Here is a 23,697-nt window from a genome sequence, read left to right as displayed (position 1 = left end):
CCCGCTGCGCGCGCAGCGTATTCAGAATTGGTAGATCAGATTGAAGCCAGCCGCCGGCATGGCAGTCTGGAATTGCTCAGGCCGGACCAGCGCCCAGCCGGCGAAAAGCTCATAGTGCAAACCGCTGACCGCGCCGCGCAGGCCGATGGCCGCACCGGCCAGCGTGTCGCCTTGCAGATTGGCCACACTGGGGCCATACAGGCGCCCGGCGTCCAGGCCGGCATAGAGGGCCGCACCGGTGCTGCCCAGCGCGATCTCGAGATCGTTGCGCAGGAACACACCGCTTTCCGACGCCAGTGTCAGCTCACCATCAAAGCCACGCACCGTGTAGCGGCTGCCGATGGCGAACTGGTCGGTCAGGTACAGCCGCGACCGGCTGTGCTGGCCGCGCAACGTGCCCACATAGGTCAGCGACTGGCCGCCCAGCTTGAATGGCGCCACCACAGTGGCGTCGATGGTCTGCATGCTGTAGCGATAGGTGGGGCCATCGGAGAGACGGTCCGGTGCATCGGCGGCGCCATTGAACCAGCTTACGCCCCAGCGATTGGCCAGGGTTGCGTCCAGTTGCACGTCACCAAAATAATGACGGTGCATCCAGCCCAGTTCGGCGAAGGTGGTGTTGCGACGCTGGACTTCGATTTCGGTGTCATCGATGTAGGAGCGGCTCCAGCGCTTGCCGATGCGCAGCTGCAGCGAGTTCTTCTGCTGCGCGTCGCGCTGGAACAGCTTTTGCACCCGCACCTCGAGGTTCTCGGAGTGGCCGCTGGAGACGAAGGTCTGGAACAGACCGGCGATTCTCTGGTGATAGCGCGAGGTACTGCCGCTCACGCCAAAGGTCCAATAACCCGCCGGCGCCGAATAGGAGAAATTGTTTCCGGTGGTGCCGCGCGCTTGCCCCATGCGGTCAGCGTCACTGCTGAAACCGGCATTGAAGAGGTCATTGATGCCCAACAGGTCATCGATGGCCAGGTTGATGCCTGCCTGGTATTTGCCAGTGGACTTCGCGCCGCTGTCGTCCAGACTCAGTGTGAGCTTCCACGGCTTGATCCGCTTCACCTCCAGCACGACATCGCTTTGACCAGGAACATCGGTGGGCAGGATCTGCATGTCCACGTCCTGGCTGGCAACCCGCTTCATCTGTTCCAGGCCTTGCTCGAGATCGCGCAGATTGAGCAGCGCGCCAGCTTGGGTAGGAAAGGCGGAACGATAGGAAGCTGTGATAGCCGGATCCTTGAAACGGATGGCATGGATGATGCCGGGCACCAGAGTGATGCTGAGCTGTCCCGTACTCAGGTCCTGCTGGCCAATGCCGACGCGGGTGGTGCTGTAGCCACGCTCCAGTATCTGCCCCGTGACCCGTCGCAGGATGGTCTCGATACCCTGTTGGCCCAGGCAGCTGCCGGCATAGCCGGCCAGATAGGTCTGGATGAAATGAAACGGATCCATTTGCAGCGCAAAGCCGCCCGTTCGCCTGACCGCCTCGCTGACCTGCTCAGGGAACGCCAGGGTCACCCGCTGCACCGGGAAGCACAGCGACTCGGGGGCGAGCGTATAGGACTGCAGATCCTCGTCGCTGCGCTGGCGCGGCAAGGAGACCGAAGGTTGCTGCAACTGCCGTTGCCGCTCCTGCGCCTCTTGCTGGGCGCGGCGGCGCAGCTCCTCAGCGTCGCTGTTCTGGGCGACCTGGGCGACAGCGGGCAGCGAAAAGGCGGCGCAGCACAGGCTGAAACTCAGTCCGACAATCCCCCGGTGGAGGCGGCATTTCATCGCAAATGTTCCCCAAAGCTCACAAAGTGTTTACCAAGTGAAACAAATTGTAACGATGCGTTTTGCCGCAAAGCAATATCGAAAAGGAATGAATCGGCTATTTTTTCCCGAAAATCGGGAAAATATTTCTCCTGAAAAGGGAATTATTAATAATAAGGCATCATTTTGGACGCCAAAAAAAGAGGAAATGAGAGGATCAGAAACAAGACCAACCCGCCGCACGCCGCACGCCCGCAAGGCTGGTCCAGGCAGACAACTCAGGCCGGCGCCGCCGCCACCGCGTTGAGAGGAAGAACCACCTCGAAGTAATGCTGGATATGCTCCAGGCACTGCCTCACCTTGAGCGGCATGTTGTCGCGGTGGCGCACCGTCACATAGACGTCGAAGCCGCCCAGCGTCCAGTCCGGCAAGACCTGGACCAGGCGCCCGGCCCTGAGGTCATCGTCGATCTTGCATTCCAGCAGGCGCGTGATGCCGTGGCCGTCCAGCGCCAGATATCGCAGCGAGCGCGCATGATTGGCGCTGATGCGCGGCTGCAGCCGCACCCTCACCGTGCCGCTGGCGGCATTGGAGAATTCGAGGAAGCAGGGTTCGCCATGCGGATTGAACAGCAGGAAATCGTGATGCAACAGATCCACCGGCGAATGGATAGGCGGCCGCACTGCCAGGTAGGAGGGTGAGGCGCACAGTACATCCGAGAACCGCCCCAGGAAGATATCGCCCGGCTGGCGATTGCGACCCGCGCGCAGCGCCAGGTCGATGCGCTGCTCGATCAGGTCGACGTTGTTGTCGGCCACCTCCAGGCGCAGCCTCACCTTGGGGTTGTGCCTGATGAAATCGTGCAGCGCCGGGATCAGGTACTTGGTGGACATGAAGCTGGAAACGGCAATGCGCACCTCGCCCACCATCTCGTTGTTGAGCACGGCGATGCTCTGCTCGGCTTCGCTGGCGGCCGTGACGATATGGGCACAGTGCTTGTAGAAGAGCGTGCCGGCCTCGGTCAGGCTGAGCTTGCGGGTGGAGCGGTTCAACAGCGTTGCCTGCAATGACAATTCCAGCGCCCTGACATGTTGACTGACCGATGAAGTGGTGAGGCCCAGGGCTTTGGCGGCGCGCGAGAAAGCTCCCAGCTCCACTACCCGCGCAAACGTCGCCATTCGTGCTAAATCATCTATTCCAAGTTTTCTCATTGACTGAATGTGCTGATGCCGCGCAGCCCAATCCTGGCTGCGATGCAATGCGAGTTTCTTTATCGCAACATGATATGGATGAACTTATTCCCTTGAATGACTGATTGTACGGAATAGCATTTGTTGATTGATCGTGAACCGCTGCGCCTCGTGAGCAAGCGGCCCCGAGCTTGCGGCGCAACGGCGCATCAGGCTAAGGACGAGCTTGTCCGCCTCTGACCAGACAGCACCGTCTCTCGCAAGATTCCCCGCGCGCATGCGCAAGCTTGCCTGCGAGCATGTTGTGCGTTGATGGTCAAGCTCATCGAAACCGGAATGTAATACAGGAGTTGTCACTTGATTAGGTCGAGAAAATTACACTAATAGTTAATTTTTCTTAATAGTCAATGTAGCCAAAATAGTTGACTGCAGTACACCATCAACAGACCTCCATCCCCGTATGACGGGGTTGAACCTGCGTCCGGCCGGTTAATGGCAAGCATTGATTCTTGCGCAAGCCCAGCTGGCGAACAGCTCGAAAATTGCCCGGCCATCTTTATTCGACTGATTTACCAAACAGTCTTTGTATTAATAAGGGGCTAAACGCTGGGACTCATCTGTAATAAAGTCCGCAAGGCCAGACACGAGAAGAACAAAAGATCGTACGTCGACGGTGATTACGGATAACGCCTGGCCCGAACTTCCTCTCGCTCCCGCCTCAACCTCCCTGCTCTGGCCAGGCAGATCCCGTTTCCCCGTTTGCGATGATCCACAGTTCCCCGCACCAGCGCGGTCTGGCCGAGACCACATGCGCAGGGCGGCCCGACGGCACGCCCGCCGCATTGCAACTCACTTTGATAAAAAAGGGGCAGGAATGAACTGGTTCACCAATCTGAAAGTCAGTCACAAACTCATCGGCGGCTTCATGATCGTCGCCTTGATCGGCGCGACCATCGGTACCTTCGGCATCATCAAGGCAGGCCAGATCAACGACCTGGCCACCGAGATGTACGAGCTGCAGGTCGTGGGCCTGCGCCATTCTGCCCAGGCCACGCTGGACCTGAGTTCGTCCAACCGCGCCATCCGCACGGCCATCCTGGCAGAGTCGCCGGCCGAACGCGAGGCCAGCCTCAACGACCTCACCAAGCGTCTGGACAATACCACCCTCGCCTTGAACGAAGCCGAACAACGCTTCGTCACCCCCGAGGGCAAGGCCTTGGTGGCCAAGGCCAGGGAGGCCTTTACCAAGTACAAGAACGCCGTCATGCAGACCGCCGAGGAGTTGCGCAAGGAGCCGCTCGCCGATGCGCGCCAGTCGACCAGCCGGCTGTTCTCTTCGGTGCGGCCGCTGGCCAACGAAGCCGAGGCGAACATGCTCAAGCTGATGGAAGTCAAGAAGGACAACGCTGACCGGCTCAATGACGAAACCGATCTCATCTATGCCCATATCCGCACCCTGTTGCTGGTGCTGACCTTTGGCGGCGTCCTCTTCGGCATCGCGCTGGGCCTGTTCATCTCGCGCAACCTGACGCGCCAGCTCGGTGGCGAACCGCGCGACGTGGCCGCTGCCGCCGATGCGATTGCTTCCGGCGATCTGAGCACCCACATCGACATCAGCCACGCCGCCCAAGGCAGCGTGGTCAGCGCCATGCACATGATGCAGGGCTCGCTGCGCAAGGTGGTGCAGACGGTACGCACCAGCAGCGAAAGCATCGCCACCGGTTCGCGCCAGATCGCCACCGGCAACCTGGACCTGTCGGCGCGCACCGAACAACAGGCCAGCGCCCTGGAAGAAACGGCCTCCTCGATGGAAGAGCTGACCTCCACCGTCAAGCACAACGCCAGTAACGCACAGAACGCCAAGGAGATGGCCGCGACCGCCTCCACGGTGGCGCAGGAAGGCGGCGAGGTGGTGGCGCAGGTGGTCGACACGATGAGCGCCATCAATGAATCCTCCAGGAAGATGGCCGATATCATCAGCGTCATCGACGGCATTGCCTTCCAGACCAACATCCTGGCCTTGAACGCCGCCGTGGAAGCGGCCCGCGCCGGCGAGCAGGGACGCGGCTTCGCGGTCGTCGCCACCGAGGTGCGCAACCTGGCGCAACGCTCGGCGGCAGCGGCCAAGGAAATCAAGGCGCTCATCGAAGATTCGGTGGACAAGGTCACCGTCGGCGCGCGCCTGGCCGATCAGGCTGGCACGACCATGAGCGGCATCGTCGAAAACGCCGGCAAGGTGACCTCCATCATCGGCGAGATCTCGGCGGCCAGCACGGAACAGACGGCGGGCATCGAACAGATCAACCAGGCCATCATGCAGATGGACGACGTGACCCAGCAGAACGCTTCGCTGGTCGAAGAAGCCGCAGCAGCCTCGCGCGCCTTGCAGGATCAGGCCGATGCGCTGGCGCAGATCGTGAGCATCTTCAACCTGGGACACACGGCCATCGGCATGCAGGATGCACCGCGCACGATCACGCCAACCGCGCCCAAGACCATTGCAGGCGCGCCACGTAGCGAACCCAAGCGCCTGGGCAACAAGGCCGCCACAGCCTCCGCACAAGCGGCCAAGGAAGAGGACTGGGCGACCTTTTGAGCCGATACGTCCGGCCCGGCTAGGCTGGTCGTGCCTGAGGCTTGATCATGGAACAGGCGGACCGGCTCAGCCAGGTCCGCCCCTGGCTCAGCGGATCTTGATCTCGACGAAGCGATTGCGGGGTTCGGCCACGCCGCGCTTCTGCGGGACACGCGGGTCGCGTGCGCCCTTGCCGATGACTTCGATGCTCAGCGCCTTGACGTCGGCACGGCGCAGTTCGCGTTCGATCAGGCGGGCGCGGCGCAGCGACAGGGCATCGTTGTTGGTTTCGCTGCCGATATTGTCGGCATGGCCGGTCAGGACGAATTCCCCTGCGGGGAAGTCCTTGATTTCAGCGATCGCCTTTTTCAGGGCGTCTTGCGAGGCCGGGGTCAGGCGATCCGTTCCCAGTTCAAACAAGAGATCATAGCTGCGCGGCCGCGCGGGCAGGCTGCCCAGCACGTCGGCATAACGCTTTTCCACATCGGCGGGGGCCACCGTGAGGGTCTTGTCGACCTTGCCGCCGGCGGTCTCCACCGATGCATAGGGCGTGGCAAGCGCGGTTTCGCCGGTGGCGGTCTTGACCACGATGCTGCTGGCCGAGCCATCGGGCTGGGGCAGCAGCAGGAATCGTTCGCGGGGGCCGGCGCAGCCAGCCAGCAGGACCGCCAGGGCGGCCAGGATCAGGCTCTTATTCACCGGCCACCTCGACGATGAAATCAGTGCCGCGAATGCCGATGGTGGCCGTGGGCGTGGAAAACTGCTGGCGTTCCGGCGCATGCTTGCCGATCAGCCCGGAGACGTAGCGCAGGGTCCCTTTGACCATGCGCACGGCGATATTGCCTTCATCGGTCTTTTCATTGAAGACGAACTGTTCGAGCAGGAACTGGCTGTTGGGTCCCAGCGAGATGAGGGTATCGTCGCGCAGCGTGAAGCCGACCGAACTGGCGGCGGCGGTGAGCACGCGGTCCCCCTCGTAGAGCCGTTCGCCCACTGCCAGCGGGCGCGTCTTGCCCTCGCGCTGGGCCTGTACCTCGCCGCGCATGACCTTGACGATGGCCGCCTGGGTCGCTCCATCCTGCTGCGCCCAGGCCGCCGCCGACGCCAACATCAGCGCCGACCATCCCAGTCCCAGCAGCATGCCCTTGCCCCCGCGCCGCACCTCCCTGCGCCCCGACGATGTGATCCCCATATCGCTTGCCCTTTGATGTTTTGATGTTTTGATGTTGTGGTGTTGATATCGTGATGTTGCAGTGACGCAATCTGCTGCGCAATTTCGCAGAAAATCGGTGCCGCCGTCAATCTCTCTTTTCCCGCTTCTCGAAAAGGGAATGCCGGGATGACCTGCCAAGGACGTAACGAGAACGCCACCAGGCCGCCACGGCAGAGTTACAAGTGACATGCATTCCTTCAATGAATGCCTGCGATGTCCACGCGGTCTTGCGCCAACTCCTTGATCAGCTGCATGACGGTACGGCATGCCAGGGTCAGCTCGCCATGACGCGACATGGCCAATGCGATGTGGCGGGTGATCTCCGGCGCAATGATCCGCGCTGCCTTCAGGCGGTTCTTGCGCACCGCGCTGGCGATCGCGTAAGGCCCCAGCAGGGCATAGACCCCGCCGTTTTCCACCAGGTGCTCCTGGATGCTCAGGGAATCGGCTTCGATCTGGACATTGAGTGTGATGCCATGCTCGATGCTCAGGTGGTCCAGGCGGTCGCGCCAGCTGTTGGGGCGGCAGAACGACACCAGAGGCAGCCGGTCCAGCGACGCGAAAGGAACCGTGGGCCCCTGCACCAGCGGATCGTCGGGCGCACCCACGAGGTAGGTATCGGTCTTGGTGATGTAGAGATCGCCGTTCTTGGCGTTGGCGCCATGGCGGAACAGCAGCGCCAGGTCCACATAGCCATTGTCGAGCCAGGTATCGAGCTGCGCGCCCTGCCCTTCGCGCACGCTCAGCTGGATCTGCGGATAGCGTTGCTGGATCTGCTGGTACAGCGTGCTGACCAGGGGATGCGCAGCCGAAGGGAGTATGCCCATGCGCACGCGGCCAATGGGCGTGCCGGCGGCCGACTGGATGTCATTGGTCAACTGCTCGGTGGTGGCCAGCCAGGCCCGCACCCGCGGCGCTACCCGCATGCCCAGCTCGGTCGGAATCACGCCCCGGCCATTGCGCTGGAACAGCCGGCCGCCGTATTGCTGCTCCAGCTCGGCGATCTGCCGGCTGATGTGGGGCTGGGTGGTCCCATGCAACAAGGCCACCTTGCTGAGACTTCCCAATTCCAGTGCTTCGACAAAGAGCTTCCAGGCAGCGTAATGCATGGCGTCGTCCTCCATCGGATATGTCGACCCAGTATATCTGAAATGCCCCTTTACGCTCTTCCTGCATGACTCGGGCGCCCCTACACTTGGCCTCATCCCGCTGCCACCGGCCCTGCCAGAGTGCAGGCCCAGCGGGCGTCTTGGGCCTCTTTGCTGTTGCAGGAGGACAAGAAAAACATTCATACAACGAAAGGATGACAACATGAGTATCGACCTGCGCGGCCTCGTCCCGGCCCCCGTGACCCCCTTCACCCGCGACGGCGCCGTCGACCACGCGGCCATCATGCGCCTGGGCAAATGGCTGGGCAGCTTCGATGGCGTCAAAGGACTGGTGGTGCTGGGCCACGCTGGCGAAGGCACCTTCCTGTCGCAATCCGAGCAAGCCGCCGTCATCGAGAGCTTCGTCAAGTCCACGGATGGCAGGGTCCCCGTGATCGCCGGCATCACGCTCGAGGGCACCCAGGTCGCCGCGGAAGAAGCCAAGCGCGCCGTCAAGGCCGGGGCCGCCGCCGGCCTGGTCTATCCCTCGCACGGCTGGCTGCGCTTCGGCTACCAGAAAGGCGCGCCGCAAGACCGCTACCGCGCCATCTACGAAGAAAGCGGCCTGCCGCTGATCCTGTTCCAGTACCCCGACGCCACCAAGGCCACCTACAACCTGGAAACCCAGCTCGACATCGCCGCCCTGCCCGGCGTGTTCGCCATGAAGAATGGCGTGCGCAACATGCGCCGCTGGGACACCGAGATCCCGGTCGTGCGCCGCGAACGTCCCGACCTGCAAATCCTGACCTGCCACGACGAATACCTGCTGCACACCATGTTCGATGTGGATGGCGCCCTGGTCGGCTATGGCAGCATCGCCCCCGAGCTACTGATCGACCTCATCGCTGCCGGCAAGGCCAAGGATTACCGCAAGGCCCGCGCCATCCATGACAAGCTCTTGCCTGTGACCAAGAACGTCTACCACCGTGGCTCGCACATGGAAGGGACGGTGGCGCTCAAGCATGCCCTGGTGGCACGCGGTATCCTCGAGCACGCCACGGTGCGCTCCCCGCTGCTGCCGCTGGAGCCCGGCGCCGATGTCGAGATCGCCAAGGCGCTGCGTTCTGCCGAGATGATCTGATCGGTCCGCGCCCCTCCAAAAAAGGGGCGGCGCACGGCGTCACAGCGAGCACTGGCCGGCGATGGCGTGCCAGTGACTACGCTGTGACCATGGCCTTGATCGCCCCCAGAGGCTGACAAGGAAGACTGGCCGGAACAGGCCTGCAACAGAAAAAAGCATGGAGACACTATGACTACGCTGGCCGCGCACACGCGCGCACAGGCAGCCCGCCAGGGACTGCTGACATCCGACGATGCGCACCGCGCCGCAGGATTGCTCTTCCGTATCGAGAACGTACCTTTCTCAAGGTGGCACACCAAGGCCCGCATCATCATGGGCAGCGCCACCTTGTTCGACGCCTTCCACGCCCTCTCGCTGGCCTTCGTGCTGCCGGTGCTGGTGGGGCTGTGGCAACTGTCGGCGGCGCAGATCGGTCTCTTGATCGCCTCCGGTTATCTGGGCCAGGTCATCGGCGCCTTGTTCTTCGGCTGGATGGCCGAGCGCTACGGTCGCGTGCCCAGCGCCAGTGTCACGGTCGGCCTGATGTCGGTGCTCAGCATCGTCTGTGCACTCACGGGCAGCTTCCATATGCTGTTCCTGTGCCGTTTCCTCCAGGGCATCGGCGTGGGTGGTGAAGTCCCGGTAGCGGCCACCTACATCAACGAGCTGTCACAGGCCCATGGCCGCGGCAAGTTCTTCGTCCTCTATGAGCTGATCTTCCCGCTGGGCCTGCTGGCGGCGGCGCAGGTGGGAGCCTTTCTGGTGCCGCGCTTTGGCTGGGAATACATGTTCCTGGTGGGCGGCATCCCCGGCATCCTGGTGGCCCTGCTGATCACGCGCCTGCCCGAATCGCCGCGCTGGCTGATCGCGCGTGGCCGGTTGGATGATGCAGAAAAGCTCATCCGCACACTCGAGGCCAGCACCCCAAAACGCAACCTCGATGCGCAGACCGACAAGCAAGCCATCGAACAGCGCATCAACGCACTGGCTGCCGGCGCGGGAAAACGCCAGCGCGGCTCGTGGAAGGAATTGTTTTCTCCGGTCTATCGCGGTCGCACGATCATCGTCTGGCTGCTGTGGGCCAGCTCCTACTTCGTGGCCAATGGCATCAACAACTGGCTGCCCAGCCTCTACAAGACCGTCTATCACCTGCCGCTGCAGGAGTCGCTGCGCATGGCCTCGGTATCGAATGTGCTGAGCGCCTGTGCGGTGCTGGGTTGCGCCTTGCTGATCGACCGCGTGGGCCGCCGGCGCTGGGCCATTGCCAGCTTCATCCTCAGTGGCGCATTACTGGCCTTGCTGGGCGTACTCAAGGCCGAAAGCGCCTGGTCGGTGATGTTCCTGGCTTCTTCGGCCTATGCGGTGATGGGAACGACGACGGTGCTGCTGTATCTCTATACCCCCGAAATCTATCCGACCCGCATGCGCGCCATCGGCACCGGACTGGCGACCTCCTGGCTGCGCGCCGCCTCTGCAGCGGCGCCGGCGATGGTCGGGGTGGTCCTGGCCGGACATGGCATTGCCACGGTGTTCCTGATGTTCGCCGGCGTCACCGTCCTTGGCTTGCTGGCGGCGTGGCGAATGATCGAGACCACCAACCGCTCGCTGGAAGAAATCTCCCCTTAGTCTGCAAGCACCGGGGAGGCGCTGCGTCGCCATCGGATCGCCCTCCCCTGACGCTGACCATCCCCATTTTTTGCTGGCAACGGCCCGCACAGCACGCGGCCCGCGCACGCTCACGCCCGGCCAGGACGAACGCCTGCGTGCCAGCCCGCATCCTCGCATCTGAACAAGACCAAGCACATCCATCAGGAGGAATTCATGAAGGCATTGAAGGCTATCATCGCTGCGCTATTAACCATGAGCGCAACGCTCTCCCAGGCACAGTCGGTGACGCTCTACGGCATCATCGACACGGGCGTGGAATACGTCAGCAACGTCAGCAACGTCGGCGCAGGCCAGCAGGGCCTGCTACGCGTCCCCAATCTCACCGCAACCACGCCCTCCCGCATCGGGCTGCGCGGCAGCGAGGACCTGGGCGGCGGCCTGCGCAGCGTGTTCATGCTGGAATCGGGATTCGCTCCCGATTCGGGAGCACTCAACCAGGGCGGCCGGATGTTCGGACGCATTGCCTACGTGGGCTTGAGCGATCACTGGGGGCAGGTCAGCTTCGGTCGGCAGGCCACCATGCTGCTGTGGGCCACGCTGGACTCCGACATCCTGGGCGCCAATGTCTATGGCGCCAATGCACTGGACAACTATCGTCCCAACGCGCGCGCAGACAATTCCATCGCCTACCGGGGCAGCTTCGGCGCCTTCACGCTGGGCGGGACCTACAGTTTCGGACGCGACACCGTCAACGCCGGCCAGAATCCGGCCGGTACCAACTGTGCGGGCGAGCAGGCGGGCGACAGTCTGGCCTGTCGCGAGTGGTCGCTGATGGTGAAGTACGACACCGCCGCCTGGGGCGCTTCGCTGGCCTATGACACGCTGCGCGGCGGCAAGGGAGCGGCGGCGGGGCTGTCCAGCAGCCAGTTGAGCGACAGCCGCATGTTGCTGGGCGCCTATATCAAGGCCGACCGGCTCAAGGTCGGCATCGGCGGCTCGCTGAGACACAACCAGGGCAGCGCGCTGTCCAAGAGCCAGCTGTACTACGCCGGCCTGTCCTATGACCTGACGCCAACCTTGAACCTGGCTGGCCAGCTCTACTACCTGCACTACGACGACAGCGCCAACAAGGCCTGGCTGGGCGCCTTGCGGGCCACCTACTCACTGTCGGCTCGCACTGCGCTCTATCTCACCGGCGGCTTCATCGACAATCGCGGCCAATCCAATCTTTCCGTCAGCGCCGGCGGCAGCGTGGGGACCGCCAATCCCGCACCGGGCGGCAACCAGTTCGGGATGATGGCGGGGATACGGCATAGCTTCTGAGTTTCAAAGGGTCCTCCGGATCTGAACAAGAGCCCATCTACTGCTGCTTCACCAATTCCGAAAGTCGTGCAAATACGTCCGGAGAGCTTCGCCGGAGACGACAGGCATAGAAGGAAGCCAGCCCTCCGGCGATCAGGATGCTCACCGCAAGCAGGTAACTGGGAACGGAAGGCAAACCCGAGAGGAGTTGCACATGGGCGATCATCTGCCACAGGAAATACAGCAGCACCACGGCACTGCACACTGGCGCAACCAGGCCGCGCCAGGCGGATACGGAGCTCTGGTGACGTCTGAAGAAACTGGCCACGGCAAGCGCAGCCAGCACCTGGCAAGTCAACACGCCGATGGCCGATGGAACGCTGGCCCATGGCAATGCCTGCAGCATCGGGTCCAAGCCGGCCATCGCGCACATCAGGATCAAGGCACAGGAAATGCACATCGTGATGGCCGAGGCGACATAGGGCGAACGATGGCGTGGATGCGTCCTGGACAGCATTGTCCAGACCAGCCCGCGCATCGACAAGGCATGCCAGTAACGGGCTACCACGTTGGTAAAACTCAGTACCGCAGCGAACAGGCTGGTGATGACCAGGACCGCGCCGATCCTGGCGGCGGTCGGTCCTGCCAGGGTCTGGAACATGGACAGCCACATTCCTCCGGGGTCATTTGCCGCGACCTGTACCGCGTGATCCACGCCAAAATGATTGAGCATCAGGAAGATGGACGCTGCGTACAACACGCCGATGAAGACGATCGAAAAGTACATCGCGCGTGGCACCGAACGTTGCGGATCGCGCGCCTCCTGGGCATAGATCGCGGCCGTTTCGAATCCCATGAAGGAGGCGACGACAAAGATCAGGGAAGGTCCGAAGCCCGCCGTGAAAACCGACTGCGGCCAGAACGGAGCAAAGGAAACCACGGCGCCAGTGAAGTGCTGGCGCAACAGCTCCAGCACATCCGCGCCCAGGATGGCGCCCACCTCGCACAACATCAACAACAGCAGCAGGCGTCCGCTGAACTCGATGCCACGTACACATAGCAGATGGGCCAGCACGGCGCAGACCAGCGCCCAGATCCACCATGGCGCAGCAATGCCCATCGCGGCCATCATGACCTGCATGAAATGCCCCAGCATCGCATAACAGGCCAGCAGGATGGAGATATAGGACAACACGGCGATACAGGCGCTGCCTACTCCTGCGACGCTGCCCAGACCTTTGGTGATGTAGGCATAGAATGCGCCGCCATTCTCGACGTAAGGCGTCATCGCGCAAAAGCCGATGGCGAAGAGCAGGTAGGCCAGACACACGACGACGTAGGAACCCGGCAGCCCGATGCCGTTGCCCAGGGTGATGCTCACTGGTACGCCGCCTCCCATCGAGGTAAGCGGACCATTGGTGGTGATCACCATCAGGAAGATGCCGAACCAGCCGATGGCATCTTTCTTCAGACCGGTGTGGTCAGGCGTTGAACGGGCTGGTGCAGACATCCGGGACTCCTTGAAACGGCAAGCAAGAAACGTGGTTGGCTCGGTTTGGCTGAGCTTGCTCAGTTGCCGGCAAACGGCCCGAAACCATACATATCGGCCGCAATGCGCCAACCATCCTGCTCTTTGCGCCATGCCGTCAAGGAACGCATCGCAATCTGATCGCCGGCGCCGCCGGCGGGAGGGGAAGTCCATTCCAGCCAGGTGATGGCCGCGCCTTCATTGATCGCCACCGTGCGCACCGAACGGATGGACAGGTGCGGAGTGATCTTGAGCATGTCGGTCAGCATCGGCAGCAAGTCGCCGCCAACGGTGATGACCGGCGTGCCCTCCCCGTTGATGCTGCAGTCCGCGCAGAACATCTCGCGATGCAGTACGGCGGCATCTCCTTGACGGCACAAGGTTTGCAGCTTCTCGATGGCCTGGTTCAGGTTCAGATTCAGGTTCATGTCATTCCTTTCAAAGTAAAGTGGATGTCGCACTACTGCCTAGCTTCAAGCCTGCGGAGACAGGAACTCTCCTACCTCGCGGGCGGCCCGGATACCCTCTTCGATGGCCCCGTCAATGAAGCCGCGCCAGCCGCTGGCCCAATCCGTATTGGCAAAGAAGAGCGGCGGCGCCGAGGCCTGCAGCGACGCCAGGTGACGGGTGGTCTGGTTGGGCGCGAACCAGGTCCATCCACCCTTGGCATAAGGGTCATTGATCCAGTCGTGCGCCAGTACCTCGGTCACGTTGATGTCCGGCAGAAACTTGCGCAGCTCGCTCTGGATCTGGCCGATATCGGTGAGATCGATCTTGTCATCCGGGCCGAATCCGACCAGCAGGGACTTTCCGTTGATCACGCGGTCAGAGATGACCATGGTCAGCGCATTGGGATACGGCGCAAAGCCGATCCAGGCCCCCACATTGCGGTCCACCTGCGCGATGAACTTGGTGCCGGCGCAGACATGGCGCTGGCGATGCGCCTGCTCACGGGCCTGTGGAAGACCGGAGGTGAAGCGGATGTCGCCCAGTACATTCATGGGAACGGCCACCACCAGGGACTTGGCCTGCAGCGAGATATTCCTGGCCTGAAGCCGTACGCCATCGGCCCTCGCCGTGATCTCGGAGACTGGCTCACCGACGAACAGATCGGCCTTGGAATCCTTGAGCAAGGCCAGCGCCAGCGCCGAGGTTCCCTTGGCGATCTTGTAGCGTCCCAGACGCTTGAGCAGCGCCTCCGTGGAATATTCGCCCAGCGCCCACCAGCGCAGCTGATCATAGAAGCCGCCCTTGGCAGGATCGGTCGCCGCATTCATGGTGACAAATGCCTCCAGCAGTGCGCGCTGGCGGCTTGACAGCTCGATCTGCGCAAGCCGCTCGGCCAGGCTGATGCTGTCGAAGCGATCGGCGACCGGGTCCGGACAATGTGGATTGGCGAAGGCGATTTCGCCACGCGCGCCGTCGACATCGCAAAACAATTGCAAGGCCGCAGACAGATCCTTTCCCATCGCTTCGGCGCTATCCGTTTCCAATCCCTGGGAGGTCAAGAGGCTGATGCTCTCAGGCGTGCCGCTGATCGATTCGGAGATGCCCAGTCCATAGCGATGGAGTTCATTCCATACATAAGCCTGGCCCCAATGCACCCAGGTGCCCCCTACTTCGTACTTCTGGCCATTCTGCTCGGCAATGAAGGTGCGCCCGCCTATGCGGTCACGCGCCTCGACAATGGCCACTCGCAGGCCTCTGGACCCCAGTTCGCGGGCAGCGGTCAGTCCGGCAAACCCAGCACCGACGACGACCACATCGTAGGCATTGCCATCGGGAATCTTGCTGCTCAAGGCAGCCGGGGAAGGTAGGCCGTGAATGGGTGCGCATCCGGCCTTGATGTGATGTCCGTCCGAAGTAGTCTTCATTGGCGTGTGATCCAGAAGGAGTGAAGAAAAATGGATAGCTGGATTCTGGCCCTGGCGACTGCGCCGGGGTAACCCCAATCGGCATATGAAACAGGCCACCGCAAATGCCGGGCGGCCAAGAGCACGGCGCTAAAAACAGCAGCCGCATCAAACTTGTGCAAAAAAATAAAGATTGCACCAAGATCAAAAGAAGCAATAAAAAACACAAATAAGTAAAAAATTATTTGCTGTTTTTTTGCTTTGAGATAAAGTCGCAAAAAAAATGACGTCATTCCCGCTTGATTGCGGAATGAGTGGTGATGGGTGACGGCAAGCCGATGCTCGCAGCCCGCCGTCATCGACGCCATGCATAAGATCAGGCACGCTAGATGCTAGGAGACTGGGCTGCGCTTATCGATGAAGGCGCTGCTCACCTTGGAGAGAGACCATGTTGCAAAGCGTTCTTCGTTTTCAGGATGTGCATGAGCACGCCGCTGCGATCAGTCCATGGAATCTGCACTATGCGCAGATTTCGGCGGGCAAGGTGGAAAGCTCGCTGCTGCAGTTGTCCACGCCCCGCTGCCACGTCTTTCGCGAGCGCATCAATCAGCGTGTGGTGCAGCAGGGGGAAGCGCCCAGAGAGCAGGTGTGCTTTGCCTTTCCTGTCGCAGCGCCCGGCAAGGCGCATGTACAGGGCCGCGAGGTGGATGAGCACTGCATGCTGTTCTTGCAGGGGGGGAGACGAGTTCATGTGTCACCTGCCCATCGACACGGACTTGTTCGCCATCACCTTCGACCGCGCGCTTTTTGAGGCGCAGCTTGAGCACACGGCAAGTCCGGAACGGATTGTTGCGCTGATGAAGCAGCCCGTCGTGAAAGTCGCCTCCCAGGACTTGCACGCCTGCCGCGAGCGGCTGCTGAACATATTCTATTGGGCGATGCTATCCATCGAGGATGGACACGGACAGCACCCGCAACACGAGCAGGAACTGGAGCTTTCCCTGTTGGCCGAATTGCTGGCGCTGCTGTCGGCGCCCGACTGTGGCGCCAGCCGGCAGATCAGCACGATACGCAGCTACATCGTCGACAAGTTGCATCGGCAGACCATGAACGATGCCATCAATGTTCCCAGCATCTTCGAGGTGTGCGAGCAAATGCAGGTCAGCCGGCGCACGGTGCAGAACAGCTTTCAAACCGTGACCGAGACGACGCCCCGCAACTATCTGCGCTGCGTGCGGCTCAACGGCGTACGACGGGCATTGATGTCGACCTCTGCGGAACAGATCACGATAGGCGATATCGCCTCACGTTGGGGATTCTTTCATCTGAGCCACTTTGCAGAGGATTACCGGGCCTTGTTCTGCGAACTGCCATCCCAGACCATTCGCCGCTCCCACGCCTTCGGGAGAGCGGCGACGTCCTGAGCGTTTCTCTGCGGGCCGCGGATCAGAATGAATAACGCCCCTGCACATAGACGGTACGCGGTGCGCCCACCAGCTTGCCCAGGTTGTTATCGGTGGTCCGAGTGAAATAGCGACGGTCGGTCAGGTTATTGATGCCGGCAAAGACATCAAAGCCCTTCGTGCCCGGCACTTTCCAATCCACCTGGGCATTCCAGAGGCGGAAACCAGGGATTTCCCCGATGCTGCCGTCGGCGCTTTCGGCGATGGTGTTGGCTTCATCGGAAAATTGACGGCCTTGATGGGTGGTCGACAGATTGAAACCCCACGGTCCCGATTTGAAGCGCGTGCCCACTGTGTCGGTAGTGCGGGCATAGAACGGCAAGTCCTTGCCCGGATTTGCACCCGACTTCTGCAAGGCGCGGGTGTAGGTGTAGTTGGCGTAGACCGACCATCCCTTCAAGACACTCTGCTGATCAAAGGCATAGTCCATCGCCAGTTCGATACCGTCATGCTGGGTCTTGCCGATGTTGCGGAAGACGCTTGGATTCGTACCCTGGACGGAGACGATCTGGTTGTCGAAATCGATATGGAACACCGTCGCTTCTGCAGATGCCCGCGCGCTCTTCCAGCGCACCCCTCCTTCGATCGTCTTGGCCAGCTCGGGCGAGAGCGGATTGGCCGATGACATGGTGTTGAGTTGCGAATTCTGAACCACACCGAAGGAAGTGTTGTAGTTGCTGAACAAGGTCAACTGCTCGGTAAGCAGGTAGGCCACATTGATCGAGGGCAGCGGCTTGTTGTTGGACACCTGGTAGGAAGCGTTATTGGCTACGTCATAGCGGGTCGACTGGACATGCTCGAAACGCAGGCCCGGCGTAATGCGCCATTTGCCGAAGGCGATCTTGTCATCGATGTAGCCGGCATGGGCATCGGTGCTGTTCTGGAACTGGGTGAATCCACTGAGCACGCCAGTGAGGACGGCTTCGCTATAGACATTGTCATCGCCGCGCTCACGGACATAGCGATAGCCCACGGTGACATCGTGCGTGGTACCGCCCCATGCAAAGCGCTGCGTGTAGCGCGGCTCGATGCCCAGCGTTTCATAGTTGCGCGGTTGATGCGAGAGGCGAGTGCCGGCCGGATTGATCAACGTGCTCTGGCGGGTAGCCTGGCTGAAGTAGGTACGGATCTCGAATTCCTGGCGATCCGATATCGTGTTGAGATAGCCCACATCAAAGCCTTTGCGGGTTCCACCCCAATTGTCGCGCTGGCGTGTGCTCTGGAACGGGTCGGCGGCGTATTGGGCAACGCTGAGCCCGCCGGGCGTGCGGCTGAGCACGTCATAGTAGTTGATCTTGGCGTAGAGCTCGGAGGTCGGCGAAATCTCGTAACGCATCTTCAGCGCAAAATCATTGAGGTGCTCATCGCTCTTGTCGCGCCAACCACTTCCTTCCTGGCCGGAATAGAGGAAGGCCATGCCGAAGCCGTTCTCCGCCTGACCGCCGGCAAAGGCGGTGTACTGCGTATTGCCGCCGCCCTGGCCGTAACTGTTGTAGCGCACCGCAGCGTCGCCGGAAATGCCGGGCGTCGTCGGGATGGAGCGCGTCTTGAAATTGATGATGCCGCCCACGTTCTGCGGACCGAAGCGCACGGCCCCGCCACCACGGACGACGTCGATCGATTCAATATTGTTCAGGCTCAGTGGTGCGAACGATAGTTGCGGCTGACCATAGGGCGCCACCGCCATGGGAATGCCGTCCAGCAGGATGGTGGAGCGCGGTGAATAGCGCCCGGCCAGCCCGCGCACACCGATGTTGAGCGCGATGGCGCTGCCAGCGGTGCCAGAGTTGTCGCTGGACTGCACACCGGGAATGCGGCGCATCGCGTCACCGATACTGACAGCGCCGGTGCTTTCGATCTCCTGCTTCTTCACCACGGTGCGCGCTCCCGGATAAGTCTTAACGCTACTCTCCAGGCCAGTGCCAAGCCAGTCTCCGCTGACCTGTATGGGCTCCAGGCCGGGTTGTCCATCCGATGGGCTTGCCTGCTGGGCCAGGCCTGCTACGGGAAAAGCCAGTATCGCCAGCGAGGCAAGAGCGGTCGTGGTGATACGCAGGTCGCGCACAAAGAGCGAGGGGGCTTGATGGGTCTTCATTACATTCGGTCCAATAAAAATACTGGCGAACCTCCGCCGTTTATTTCTTCTAAAAATTGGGAAATCTTCAGGACGACACCCGAAGAATTACGAATGATAATGATTTGCAATAACAAACGCACGTATTTCGATATACCTAATGATTTATCTACAACACCTCCGTATTTTTTTGAGACGAGATAGGCTCGCCCGATGCGGCAGGCGCACGGCCTACCGAAGGGTGTCAGGCCGGCCGGCCAATGACGATGCGCTCGATCTGCCGGAAGCGCCGGACCAGCGCATCAATATCAATATCAATGCCTGGCCAGGCGGCCGCCCCCTCGGCGTCCATCGGCTTCTTCGATGGGAAAGTGCAGCAGCGCCGCCACGATGCCCACCACGAAGGTCGCCATCCACAGCAGGGAATACGATCCCGTCACTTCCAGCATCCATCCGCCCAGCCATGCCCCCAGGAAGGAACCCACCTGATGACTCAGGAAACAGACGCCAAAGAGCGTGCCCATGTGCGCCGTGCCGAACAGGCGCGCCACCAGACCGGTGGTGAGCGGTACCGTCCCCAGCCAGGTCAGTCCCATGACGGCGGCAAAGAGGGTGACCGACTGGCTGCTCTTGGGCGCGATGAAGAACAGGCCGATGGCCGTGCTGCGGACCAGGTACAGCCAGCCCAGCACCCGCTGCGGGCGGTAACGTCCACCCAGCCAGCCGCAGGCCCAACTGCCGGCCATATTGAACAGGCCGATCAACGCCAGCGCGGTCGCCGCCAGACCCATGGGCATGTGGCACAGTTCCAGATAGCCGGGCAGATGCGTGGCGATGAAGGCCAGCTGGAAACCGCAGGCAAAGAATCCCAGCGTCAGCAACTGGTAGCCACGATGGGCGGTGGCCTGCGCAATCACCTCGCGCACCGAGTAATCCAATCGTGGCGCGTCGGCTGCGACCGGGCCGGTGCGGGCCAGCGCCAGGCCCAGCGGCGCTACCGCCAGCACCAACAAGGCCAGGACCATCAAGGCCAGGCTCATGCCCGACGTGGCCCGCAGCCCCTGGACCAACGGCAGCATCAGCACCTGGCCCAGCGAACCACCGGCGCTGACCAGGCCCATGGCGCTGCTGCGACGTTCAGCGGGCACGCTTCGCCCGACCGCAGGCAACACCACGCCGAAACTGGTGCAGCTGATCCCCACACCAATGAACACGCCCATGCCCAGCACCAGGACCGCCCCATTGGGCGCCAGCGCCGTCAGCGCCAGGCCGATGGCATAGCACACTGCCCCGAACGCCACCACCGGCGCCGGTCCATGGCGATCCGTGAGGGCCCCGGCCAGCGACTGGGCGACGCCCCAAACCAGGTTGTGCAAGGCGATGGCAAAGGCCACCAGGGTCACCGGCAAGCCATGGTCATACGACAAGGGGCTGATGAACAGGCCAAAGGTCTGGCGCGACCCTAACGCCATGCTCATGATGGCGGCGCCGGCCAGCACCACCAGCCAGGGTTTTCGATTGACAGTAGCAATACGCATGGAAGGCCTATCTCGTAAAGGAGCCGATGAAGAAAGAATGCTGAATTTGACTACGTGGCGGGCGCAGGCTCAAGTGAATCATGATGGCGGCGCCGGCCAGCACCACCAGCCAGGGTTTTCGATTGACAGTAGCAATACGCATGGAAGGCCTATCTCGTAAAGGAGCCGATGAAGAAAGAATGCTGAATTTGACTACGTGGCGGGCGCAGGCTCAAGTGAATTCGGTAGAACCTCACATTCCCGCTACGCATGTGAAAAATTTCCGCCGGCGCTCTCACGCCAGCCCGGGACTATGCTTCAATAGCAGCTCTTCCCTGCCCTGCCGAGACTGCCATGAGCCTTCCCCTTGCCAAGCTGCCGCCCCTGGATCTGCTGCGCGGATTCGTCGCCGTGGGTCGCCGCATGAGCTTCACGCTGGCCGCGCAAGACCTGTTCCTGACGCAATCGGCGGTCAGTCGGCAGGTGCTGTTGCTGGAGCAGTACATGCAGACGCCATTGCTGCAGCGACATCATCGTTCGATCTCCTTCACGCCCATGGGCGAACGGCTCTTCCGCAGCGCCGACGCCGCCCTGCTGCAATTGCAGGACAGTCTGGGCGAGCTGCGCGCGGCCCAGGCGGCGCGGCCGGTCACCATCACCGCCAGCATCGGCATGACCGGACTGTGGCTCTTGCCGCGTCTGTCGCGGCTGCAGCAGCAAGTCCCGGGCGTGGACGTGCGCGTGGCCGCCAGCGACAGCACGATAGACCTGCGCCACGAAGGCATCGATCTGGCCTTGCGCTATACCAGGCGCGTCCATGCCCCCGCCGATGCGATCCGCCTGTTCGGCGAATCAGTGGCGCCGGTAGCCCATCCCTTGCTGCTCAAGAACGGCAAGTTGCCTGCCGACGCCACGCTGCTGGAATTCGACCAGGCCAACCCGCACCTGCGCTGGAAGTCCTGGCTGGACCATGAATCCCTGGGCAAGGCCGGCAAGATTGGCAAGCTCGGCACGATCAGCAAGAAGGCGCGCATGCTGCGCCTGAACCAGTACGACATGGTGATCCAGGCGGCCCTCGCCGGCCAGGGTGTGGCGCTGGGGCGGCTGGAACTGATCGCGCCGCAGCTGGAGGGCGGCCAACTGGTCTTGCTGGCTGATCCACGCACCCAAGGCGACGACGGCTACGCCTACTGGCTGATCCAGGCAGAGCCATCGCCGCGCCGCGAGGTGCAGTTGATCGCCAACTGGATCTGCGCGCAGGCCAGGGCCGGCCGCAGCCTCATCGGCTGACACCCGCATCGCCGGCACACCAGGCCAAGGCATCGTCGAGGCGATCATTACCCCAGAACATCTCATCACCGACGAAGAAGGTCGGTGCGCCGAAGATGCCGAGTGTGCGGGCCTGTCGGGTCTGTTCGCGCAGCCGGGCGCGATTGGGTTCCGATTGCGCCTCGGCGATGATCTCGGCAAATGGCAGGCCCAGCGCCTGCAATACTTCGCTGATCGTCTCGACACTGTCGATATCCCTATCCTCGGCGAAGTTCAGGTGCATGACCAGGCGGCAGAAACTGGACATCCAGAGCGCATCCTCAAAGCTCAGCGCCACCCGGGTCGCCAGCACCGCCGCGCGCGGAAAGCGGCTGGGCATGGTCCACGGCAAACCGTACTTCCTGCACTGGCGCGTCATGTCCTTCCAAGTATAGGCCCCCTTCTCTTTCTGCAACACGAACGGTGAGGTGCTCCAGCCCAGTTCCTGGAATACCGGCCCGAGCAGGAAGGGACGCCATACCACCCGTACACCGGCCTGCTGCGCCGCCTGCTCGATGCGCATGGTGCTCAGGTAGCTGTAGTTGCTGCCGAAGTCGAACCAGTATTCAATCAGCTTGGCGGGGCCGTTCATGCGTGGACCACCAGGCAGCGCATCTCCAGGCTCTTGCGCAAAGGCGCATCGGCAGGGATGGCCGGAAGATCGAAGGCCGTGTGTGGGATAAAGCGCGCTACGCCGCTGGTGCGGGAATCGTATTGCTTGAACACCAGGGCATGGCTGCGATCCATCTGTGGAAAATAAAACCAGCGGTGTGCGGGATTGTTACGCACCAGATAGATCTCGCCGTTCCGGTGGGGATAACGCACTTCGCCGCGCACCAGGTCCTGGCTTGCCACACTGCGCGCATCGAGCAGCGCCAGCGGTGTATCTTCGACCACGCCGCGCAGGGTGCGCCAGATGTTGATGATGGAAAAATGCTGGACGAAAGGGATCAGGTCGGAATCCCGCAAGATCATCGACAGACGCCGCCGCCCTGACACCTCGGTATAGTCATTGTGGATGCGCCCATTGGCCGCTGGCGTGGCGCCCCGCGTGGTGCGGCCAAAGTTCAGCGGCGCCCGCACCGGGTCGCGCTCGCGCACCAGGTGATCGAAGACGTAGGCATGGGTGCCGCCGGTGACCGCCAGCGCGATCTCGATGGCCTCGGCATAGCAAAGGGCGGTGATCTCGTCGGCATCGTCCGGGTTGCGCAAGGCGGTGGGCGCATCCAACAGCGCAAAGCCGTTGGTGTCGATGCCCAGTCCTGAATAGACGCCGGCATCGGCGATGAAGCACTCTTGCTGGTCGTATTGCGCGCTTTCCCAGGGCGTGCCGGGCGGTGGCGTGAATGCATAGCTGACCGGGTCGCGCGAATGGCTGGACAGATAGCTCAGGCGCGCATGGACGCCACGGCTGGCATCAGCTTCCTGAATGCGAAGGGCGGCCGATCCACTTTCTGAATTCATCTGCTTCTCCTGGGTCATGGGGGCTTCCATGAAGGGTATTGAAGCAGTGCTGTGGGCTGATTTCAAATGACTTATTTGAGCTTCCCATAAGCAGCAAGAATATCAATCCAGGACGATGGCATCATCTCCCAGCGCCGGCAGCAGGTCAGGTTGGATTGGTGCTGTCCTCAGACACCGGGCTCAGCCGCGAGCGATCACCAACAAGCCACCGGCAATCAATGCAGCGCCTGCCAGCTTCGCGGGTGTGATCGCTTCATTGAGTATCCAGCAGGCCAGCAGCACAGCGACGACTACGCTCCCTTTGTCGATCAACGCTACTGTGGAGACGTCTCCCAACTTGATGGCTTTGTAATAGAAGACCCACGAAGCTGCGGTGGTGACGCCCGACAGCCCGAGCCAGAAGAAGTTCTTCCACGTCAGCATGTCCAGCTGGGATGTCGGCACAACGGCAGCGGCAAAGAGCAATACGAAGACAAAGACGAAACAGGTCCGGATCGCCAAGCCTAGATCGGCTGAGATGCCCGTCAATCCCAGCTTTGCGATCACCGAGGTGAAACCCGCGAAAGCCATTGAAACAAATGCATAGAGGATCCAGCGTTCCATTTCCTTATCCCTTTCAGTGGTCAGGTGTCAGGTGACAGGTGGCAG

20 protein-coding genes and 1 pseudogene are annotated in these 23,697 nt (G+C 61.8%); 7 read left to right on the top strand and 14 right to left on the bottom strand.

Annotation, left to right across the window (positions count from 1 at the left end):
- Window positions 1–21 precede the first annotated feature (21 nt).
- Entirely contained in the window at window positions 22–1,767 is a 1,746-nt protein-coding gene (locus ACP92_RS06450; RefSeq protein ID WP_013233314.1) for a ShlB/FhaC/HecB family hemolysin secretion/activation protein, read from the bottom strand.
- Between the two features lie 37 nt (window positions 1,768–1,804).
- On the opposite strand from ACP92_RS06450, the gene ACP92_RS24515 reads away from it, so the two are divergent.
- Entirely contained in the window at window positions 1,805–2,053 is a 249-nt protein-coding gene (locus tag ACP92_RS24515; RefSeq protein WP_156181745.1) for a hypothetical protein, read from the top strand.
- On the opposite strand, the gene ACP92_RS06445 is transcribed toward ACP92_RS24515, so the two are convergent.
- A complete protein-coding gene (locus tag ACP92_RS06445; protein WP_156181743.1) occupies window positions 2,025–2,924 on the bottom strand; it encodes a LysR family transcriptional regulator in 900 nt (299 codons plus the stop codon). The two genes, ACP92_RS24515 and ACP92_RS06445, sit on opposite strands and share 29 nt — an antisense overlap.
- 886 nt (window positions 2,925–3,810) lie before the next feature.
- On the opposite strand from ACP92_RS06445, the gene ACP92_RS25165 reads away from it, so the two are divergent.
- Complete coding sequence (locus ACP92_RS25165) at window positions 3,811–5,532, top strand: methyl-accepting chemotaxis protein (protein ID WP_013233309.1); 1,722 nt, start codon at window positions 3,811–3,813, stop codon at window positions 5,530–5,532.
- An 87-nt stretch (window positions 5,533–5,619) separates the two neighbouring features.
- Here the strand turns inward: ACP92_RS25165 and ACP92_RS06435 are convergent, their stop codons facing one another.
- The 3 genes from ACP92_RS06435 to ACP92_RS06425 all read right to left on the bottom strand — a co-directional run bounded on the left by ACP92_RS06435 (window position 5,620) and on the right by ACP92_RS06425 (window position 7,833).
- Entirely contained in the window at window positions 5,620–6,210 is a 591-nt protein-coding gene (locus tag ACP92_RS06435) for an OmpA family protein (RefSeq protein ID WP_231944446.1), read from the bottom strand.
- Window positions 6,203–6,703 carry a FecR family protein gene (locus ACP92_RS06430; RefSeq protein WP_013233307.1) on the bottom strand — a complete coding sequence of 167 codons (501 nt, stop codon included), beginning with the start codon at window positions 6,701–6,703 and terminating at the stop codon, window positions 6,203–6,205. The genes ACP92_RS06435 and ACP92_RS06430 overlap by 8 nt, the downstream gene beginning before the upstream one ends.
- Window positions 6,704–6,921: 218 nt before the next feature.
- Complete coding sequence (locus tag ACP92_RS06425; RefSeq protein WP_013233306.1) at window positions 6,922–7,833, bottom strand: LysR family transcriptional regulator; 912 nt, start codon at window positions 7,831–7,833, stop codon at window positions 6,922–6,924.
- A gap of 202 nt (window positions 7,834–8,035) precedes the next feature.
- On the opposite strand from ACP92_RS06425, the gene ACP92_RS06420 reads away from it, so the two are divergent.
- The 3 genes from ACP92_RS06420 to ACP92_RS06410 all read left to right on the top strand — a co-directional run bounded on the left by ACP92_RS06420 (window position 8,036) and on the right by ACP92_RS06410 (window position 11,863).
- Entirely contained in the window at window positions 8,036–8,953 is a 918-nt protein-coding gene (locus ACP92_RS06420) for a dihydrodipicolinate synthase family protein (RefSeq protein WP_013233305.1), read from the top strand.
- Window positions 8,954–9,121: 168 nt separating this feature from the next.
- Window positions 9,122–10,558, top strand: coding sequence for an MFS transporter (locus ACP92_RS06415; protein WP_013233304.1), 1,437 nt, complete (start codon window positions 9,122–9,124; stop codon window positions 10,556–10,558).
- A gap of 195 nt (window positions 10,559–10,753) precedes the next feature.
- The gene (locus ACP92_RS06410; protein ID WP_013233303.1) at window positions 10,754–11,863 is read left to right on the top strand and encodes a porin; all 1,110 of its coding nucleotides are present in this window, start codon (window positions 10,754–10,756) and stop codon (window positions 11,861–11,863) included.
- A gap of 37 nt (window positions 11,864–11,900) precedes the next feature.
- Here ACP92_RS06410 and ACP92_RS06405 read toward each other — a convergent pair whose 3' ends face one another.
- The 4 genes from ACP92_RS06405 to ACP92_RS06390 all read right to left on the bottom strand — a co-directional run bounded on the left by ACP92_RS06405 (window position 11,901) and on the right by ACP92_RS06390 (window position 15,591).
- Window positions 11,901–13,484, bottom strand: a complete 1,584-nt coding sequence (locus ACP92_RS06405; RefSeq protein WP_240727336.1) for an APC family permease — start codon at window positions 13,482–13,484, stop codon at window positions 11,901–11,903.
- Window positions 13,412–13,798, bottom strand: coding sequence for a DUF4440 domain-containing protein (locus tag ACP92_RS06400; RefSeq protein WP_013233301.1), 387 nt, complete (start codon window positions 13,796–13,798; stop codon window positions 13,412–13,414). Before ACP92_RS06400 ends, ACP92_RS06405 begins: the two co-directional genes overlap by 73 nt.
- 45 nt (window positions 13,799–13,843) lie before the next feature.
- Window positions 13,844–15,169, bottom strand: coding sequence for a flavin monoamine oxidase family protein (locus ACP92_RS06395; RefSeq protein ID WP_244273912.1), 1,326 nt, complete (start codon window positions 15,167–15,169; stop codon window positions 13,844–13,846).
- 71 nt (window positions 15,170–15,240) lie between these two features.
- On the bottom strand, window positions 15,241–15,591 hold the full coding sequence (locus ACP92_RS06390; protein ID WP_156181741.1) for a hypothetical protein: 351 nt from the start codon (window positions 15,589–15,591) through the stop codon (window positions 15,241–15,243).
- 80 nt (window positions 15,592–15,671) lie between these two features.
- On the opposite strand from ACP92_RS06390, the pseudogene ACP92_RS06385 reads away from it, so the two are divergent.
- Window positions 15,672–16,647: pseudogene (locus ACP92_RS06385) on the top strand (helix-turn-helix domain-containing protein).
- 22 nt (window positions 16,648–16,669) lie between these two features.
- Here ACP92_RS06385 and ACP92_RS06380 read toward each other — a convergent pair.
- Entirely contained in the window at window positions 16,670–18,781 is a 2,112-nt protein-coding gene (locus tag ACP92_RS06380) for a TonB-dependent receptor family protein (protein WP_013233298.1), read from the bottom strand.
- Window positions 18,782–19,074: 293 nt separating this feature from the next.
- Complete coding sequence (locus ACP92_RS06375) at window positions 19,075–20,298, bottom strand: MFS transporter (protein ID WP_013233297.1); 1,224 nt, start codon at window positions 20,296–20,298, stop codon at window positions 19,075–19,077.
- A 333-nt stretch (window positions 20,299–20,631) separates the two neighbouring features.
- Here ACP92_RS06375 and ACP92_RS06370 point away from each other — a divergent pair, with 333 nt between their 5' ends.
- The gene (locus ACP92_RS06370) at window positions 20,632–21,567 is read left to right on the top strand and encodes a LysR family transcriptional regulator (RefSeq protein WP_013233294.1); all 936 of its coding nucleotides are present in this window, start codon (window positions 20,632–20,634) and stop codon (window positions 21,565–21,567) included.
- Here ACP92_RS06370 and ACP92_RS06365 read toward each other — a convergent pair.
- The 3 genes from ACP92_RS06365 to ACP92_RS06355 form a co-directional block, all read right to left on the bottom strand.
- Window positions 21,557–22,177 carry a 2-hydroxychromene-2-carboxylate isomerase gene (locus ACP92_RS06365; RefSeq protein WP_013233293.1) on the bottom strand — a complete coding sequence of 207 codons (621 nt, stop codon included), beginning with the start codon at window positions 22,175–22,177 and terminating at the stop codon, window positions 21,557–21,559. The genes ACP92_RS06370 and ACP92_RS06365 overlap by 11 nt on opposite strands.
- Window positions 22,174–23,049 (bottom strand): CmcJ/NvfI family oxidoreductase, encoded by an 876-nt coding sequence (locus ACP92_RS06360; RefSeq protein ID WP_013233292.1) that lies wholly within the window; start codon window positions 23,047–23,049, stop codon window positions 22,174–22,176. Before ACP92_RS06360 ends, ACP92_RS06365 begins: the two co-directional genes overlap by 4 nt.
- Before the next feature lie 180 nt (window positions 23,050–23,229).
- Window positions 23,230–23,652, bottom strand: coding sequence for an EamA family transporter (locus ACP92_RS06355; RefSeq protein WP_013233291.1), 423 nt, complete (start codon window positions 23,650–23,652; stop codon window positions 23,230–23,232).
- Between the last annotated feature and the right edge of the window lie 45 nt (window positions 23,653–23,697).

This window comes from Herbaspirillum seropedicae (assembly GCF_001040945.1).
In the GTDB taxonomy this organism is placed as follows: domain Bacteria; phylum Pseudomonadota; class Gammaproteobacteria; order Burkholderiales; family Burkholderiaceae_D; genus Herbaspirillum; species Herbaspirillum seropedicae.
Note: the sequence above shows the minus strand (reverse complement) of the source record. Positions and strands in the feature narration are given on the sequence as shown.

Bases quoted from the DNA above. Each gene is read 5' to 3' on its own strand.
- ACP92_RS06450 (WP_013233314.1), bottom strand. From the start codon at position 1,767: ATGAAATGCCGCCTCCACCGGGGGATTGTCGGACTGAGTTTCAGCCTG.
- ACP92_RS25165 (WP_013233309.1), top strand. From the start codon at position 3,811: ATGAACTGGTTCACCAATCTGAAAGTCAGTCACAAACTCATCGGCGGC.
- ACP92_RS06355 (WP_013233291.1), bottom strand. From the start codon at position 23,652: ATGGAACGCTGGATCCTCTATGCATTTGTTTCAATGGCTTTCGCGGGT.
- ACP92_RS06360 (WP_013233292.1), bottom strand. From the start codon at position 23,049: ATGAATTCAGAAAGTGGATCGGCCGCCCTTCGCATTCAGGAAGCTGAT.
- ACP92_RS06400 (WP_013233301.1), bottom strand. From the start codon at position 13,798: ATGAACCTGAATCTGAACCTGAACCAGGCCATCGAGAAGCTGCAAACC.
- ACP92_RS06445 (WP_156181743.1), bottom strand. From the start codon at position 2,924: ATGGCGACGTTTGCGCGGGTAGTGGAGCTGGGAGCTTTCTCGCGCGCC.
- ACP92_RS06425 (WP_013233306.1), bottom strand. From the start codon at position 7,833: ATGCATTACGCTGCCTGGAAGCTCTTTGTCGAAGCACTGGAATTGGGA.
- ACP92_RS06380 (WP_013233298.1), bottom strand. From the start codon at position 18,781: ATGAAGACCCATCAAGCCCCCTCGCTCTTTGTGCGCGACCTGCGTATC.
- ACP92_RS06375 (WP_013233297.1), bottom strand. From the start codon at position 20,298: ATGCGTATTGCTACTGTCAATCGAAAACCCTGGCTGGTGGTGCTGGCC.
- ACP92_RS06410 (WP_013233303.1), top strand. From the start codon at position 10,754: ATGAAGGCATTGAAGGCTATCATCGCTGCGCTATTAACCATGAGCGCA.
- ACP92_RS06390 (WP_156181741.1), bottom strand. From the start codon at position 15,591: ATGGCGTCGATGACGGCGGGCTGCGAGCATCGGCTTGCCGTCACCCAT.
- ACP92_RS06370 (WP_013233294.1), top strand. From the start codon at position 20,632: ATGAGCCTTCCCCTTGCCAAGCTGCCGCCCCTGGATCTGCTGCGCGGA.
- ACP92_RS06415 (WP_013233304.1), top strand. From the start codon at position 9,122: ATGACTACGCTGGCCGCGCACACGCGCGCACAGGCAGCCCGCCAGGGA.
- ACP92_RS06405 (WP_240727336.1), bottom strand. From the start codon at position 13,484: ATGGCGCAAAGAGCAGGATGGTTGGCGCATTGCGGCCGATATGTATGG.
- ACP92_RS06420 (WP_013233305.1), top strand. From the start codon at position 8,036: ATGAGTATCGACCTGCGCGGCCTCGTCCCGGCCCCCGTGACCCCCTTC.
- ACP92_RS06430 (WP_013233307.1), bottom strand. From the start codon at position 6,703: ATGGGGATCACATCGTCGGGGCGCAGGGAGGTGCGGCGCGGGGGCAAG.
- ACP92_RS06365 (WP_013233293.1), bottom strand. From the start codon at position 22,177: ATGAACGGCCCCGCCAAGCTGATTGAATACTGGTTCGACTTCGGCAGC.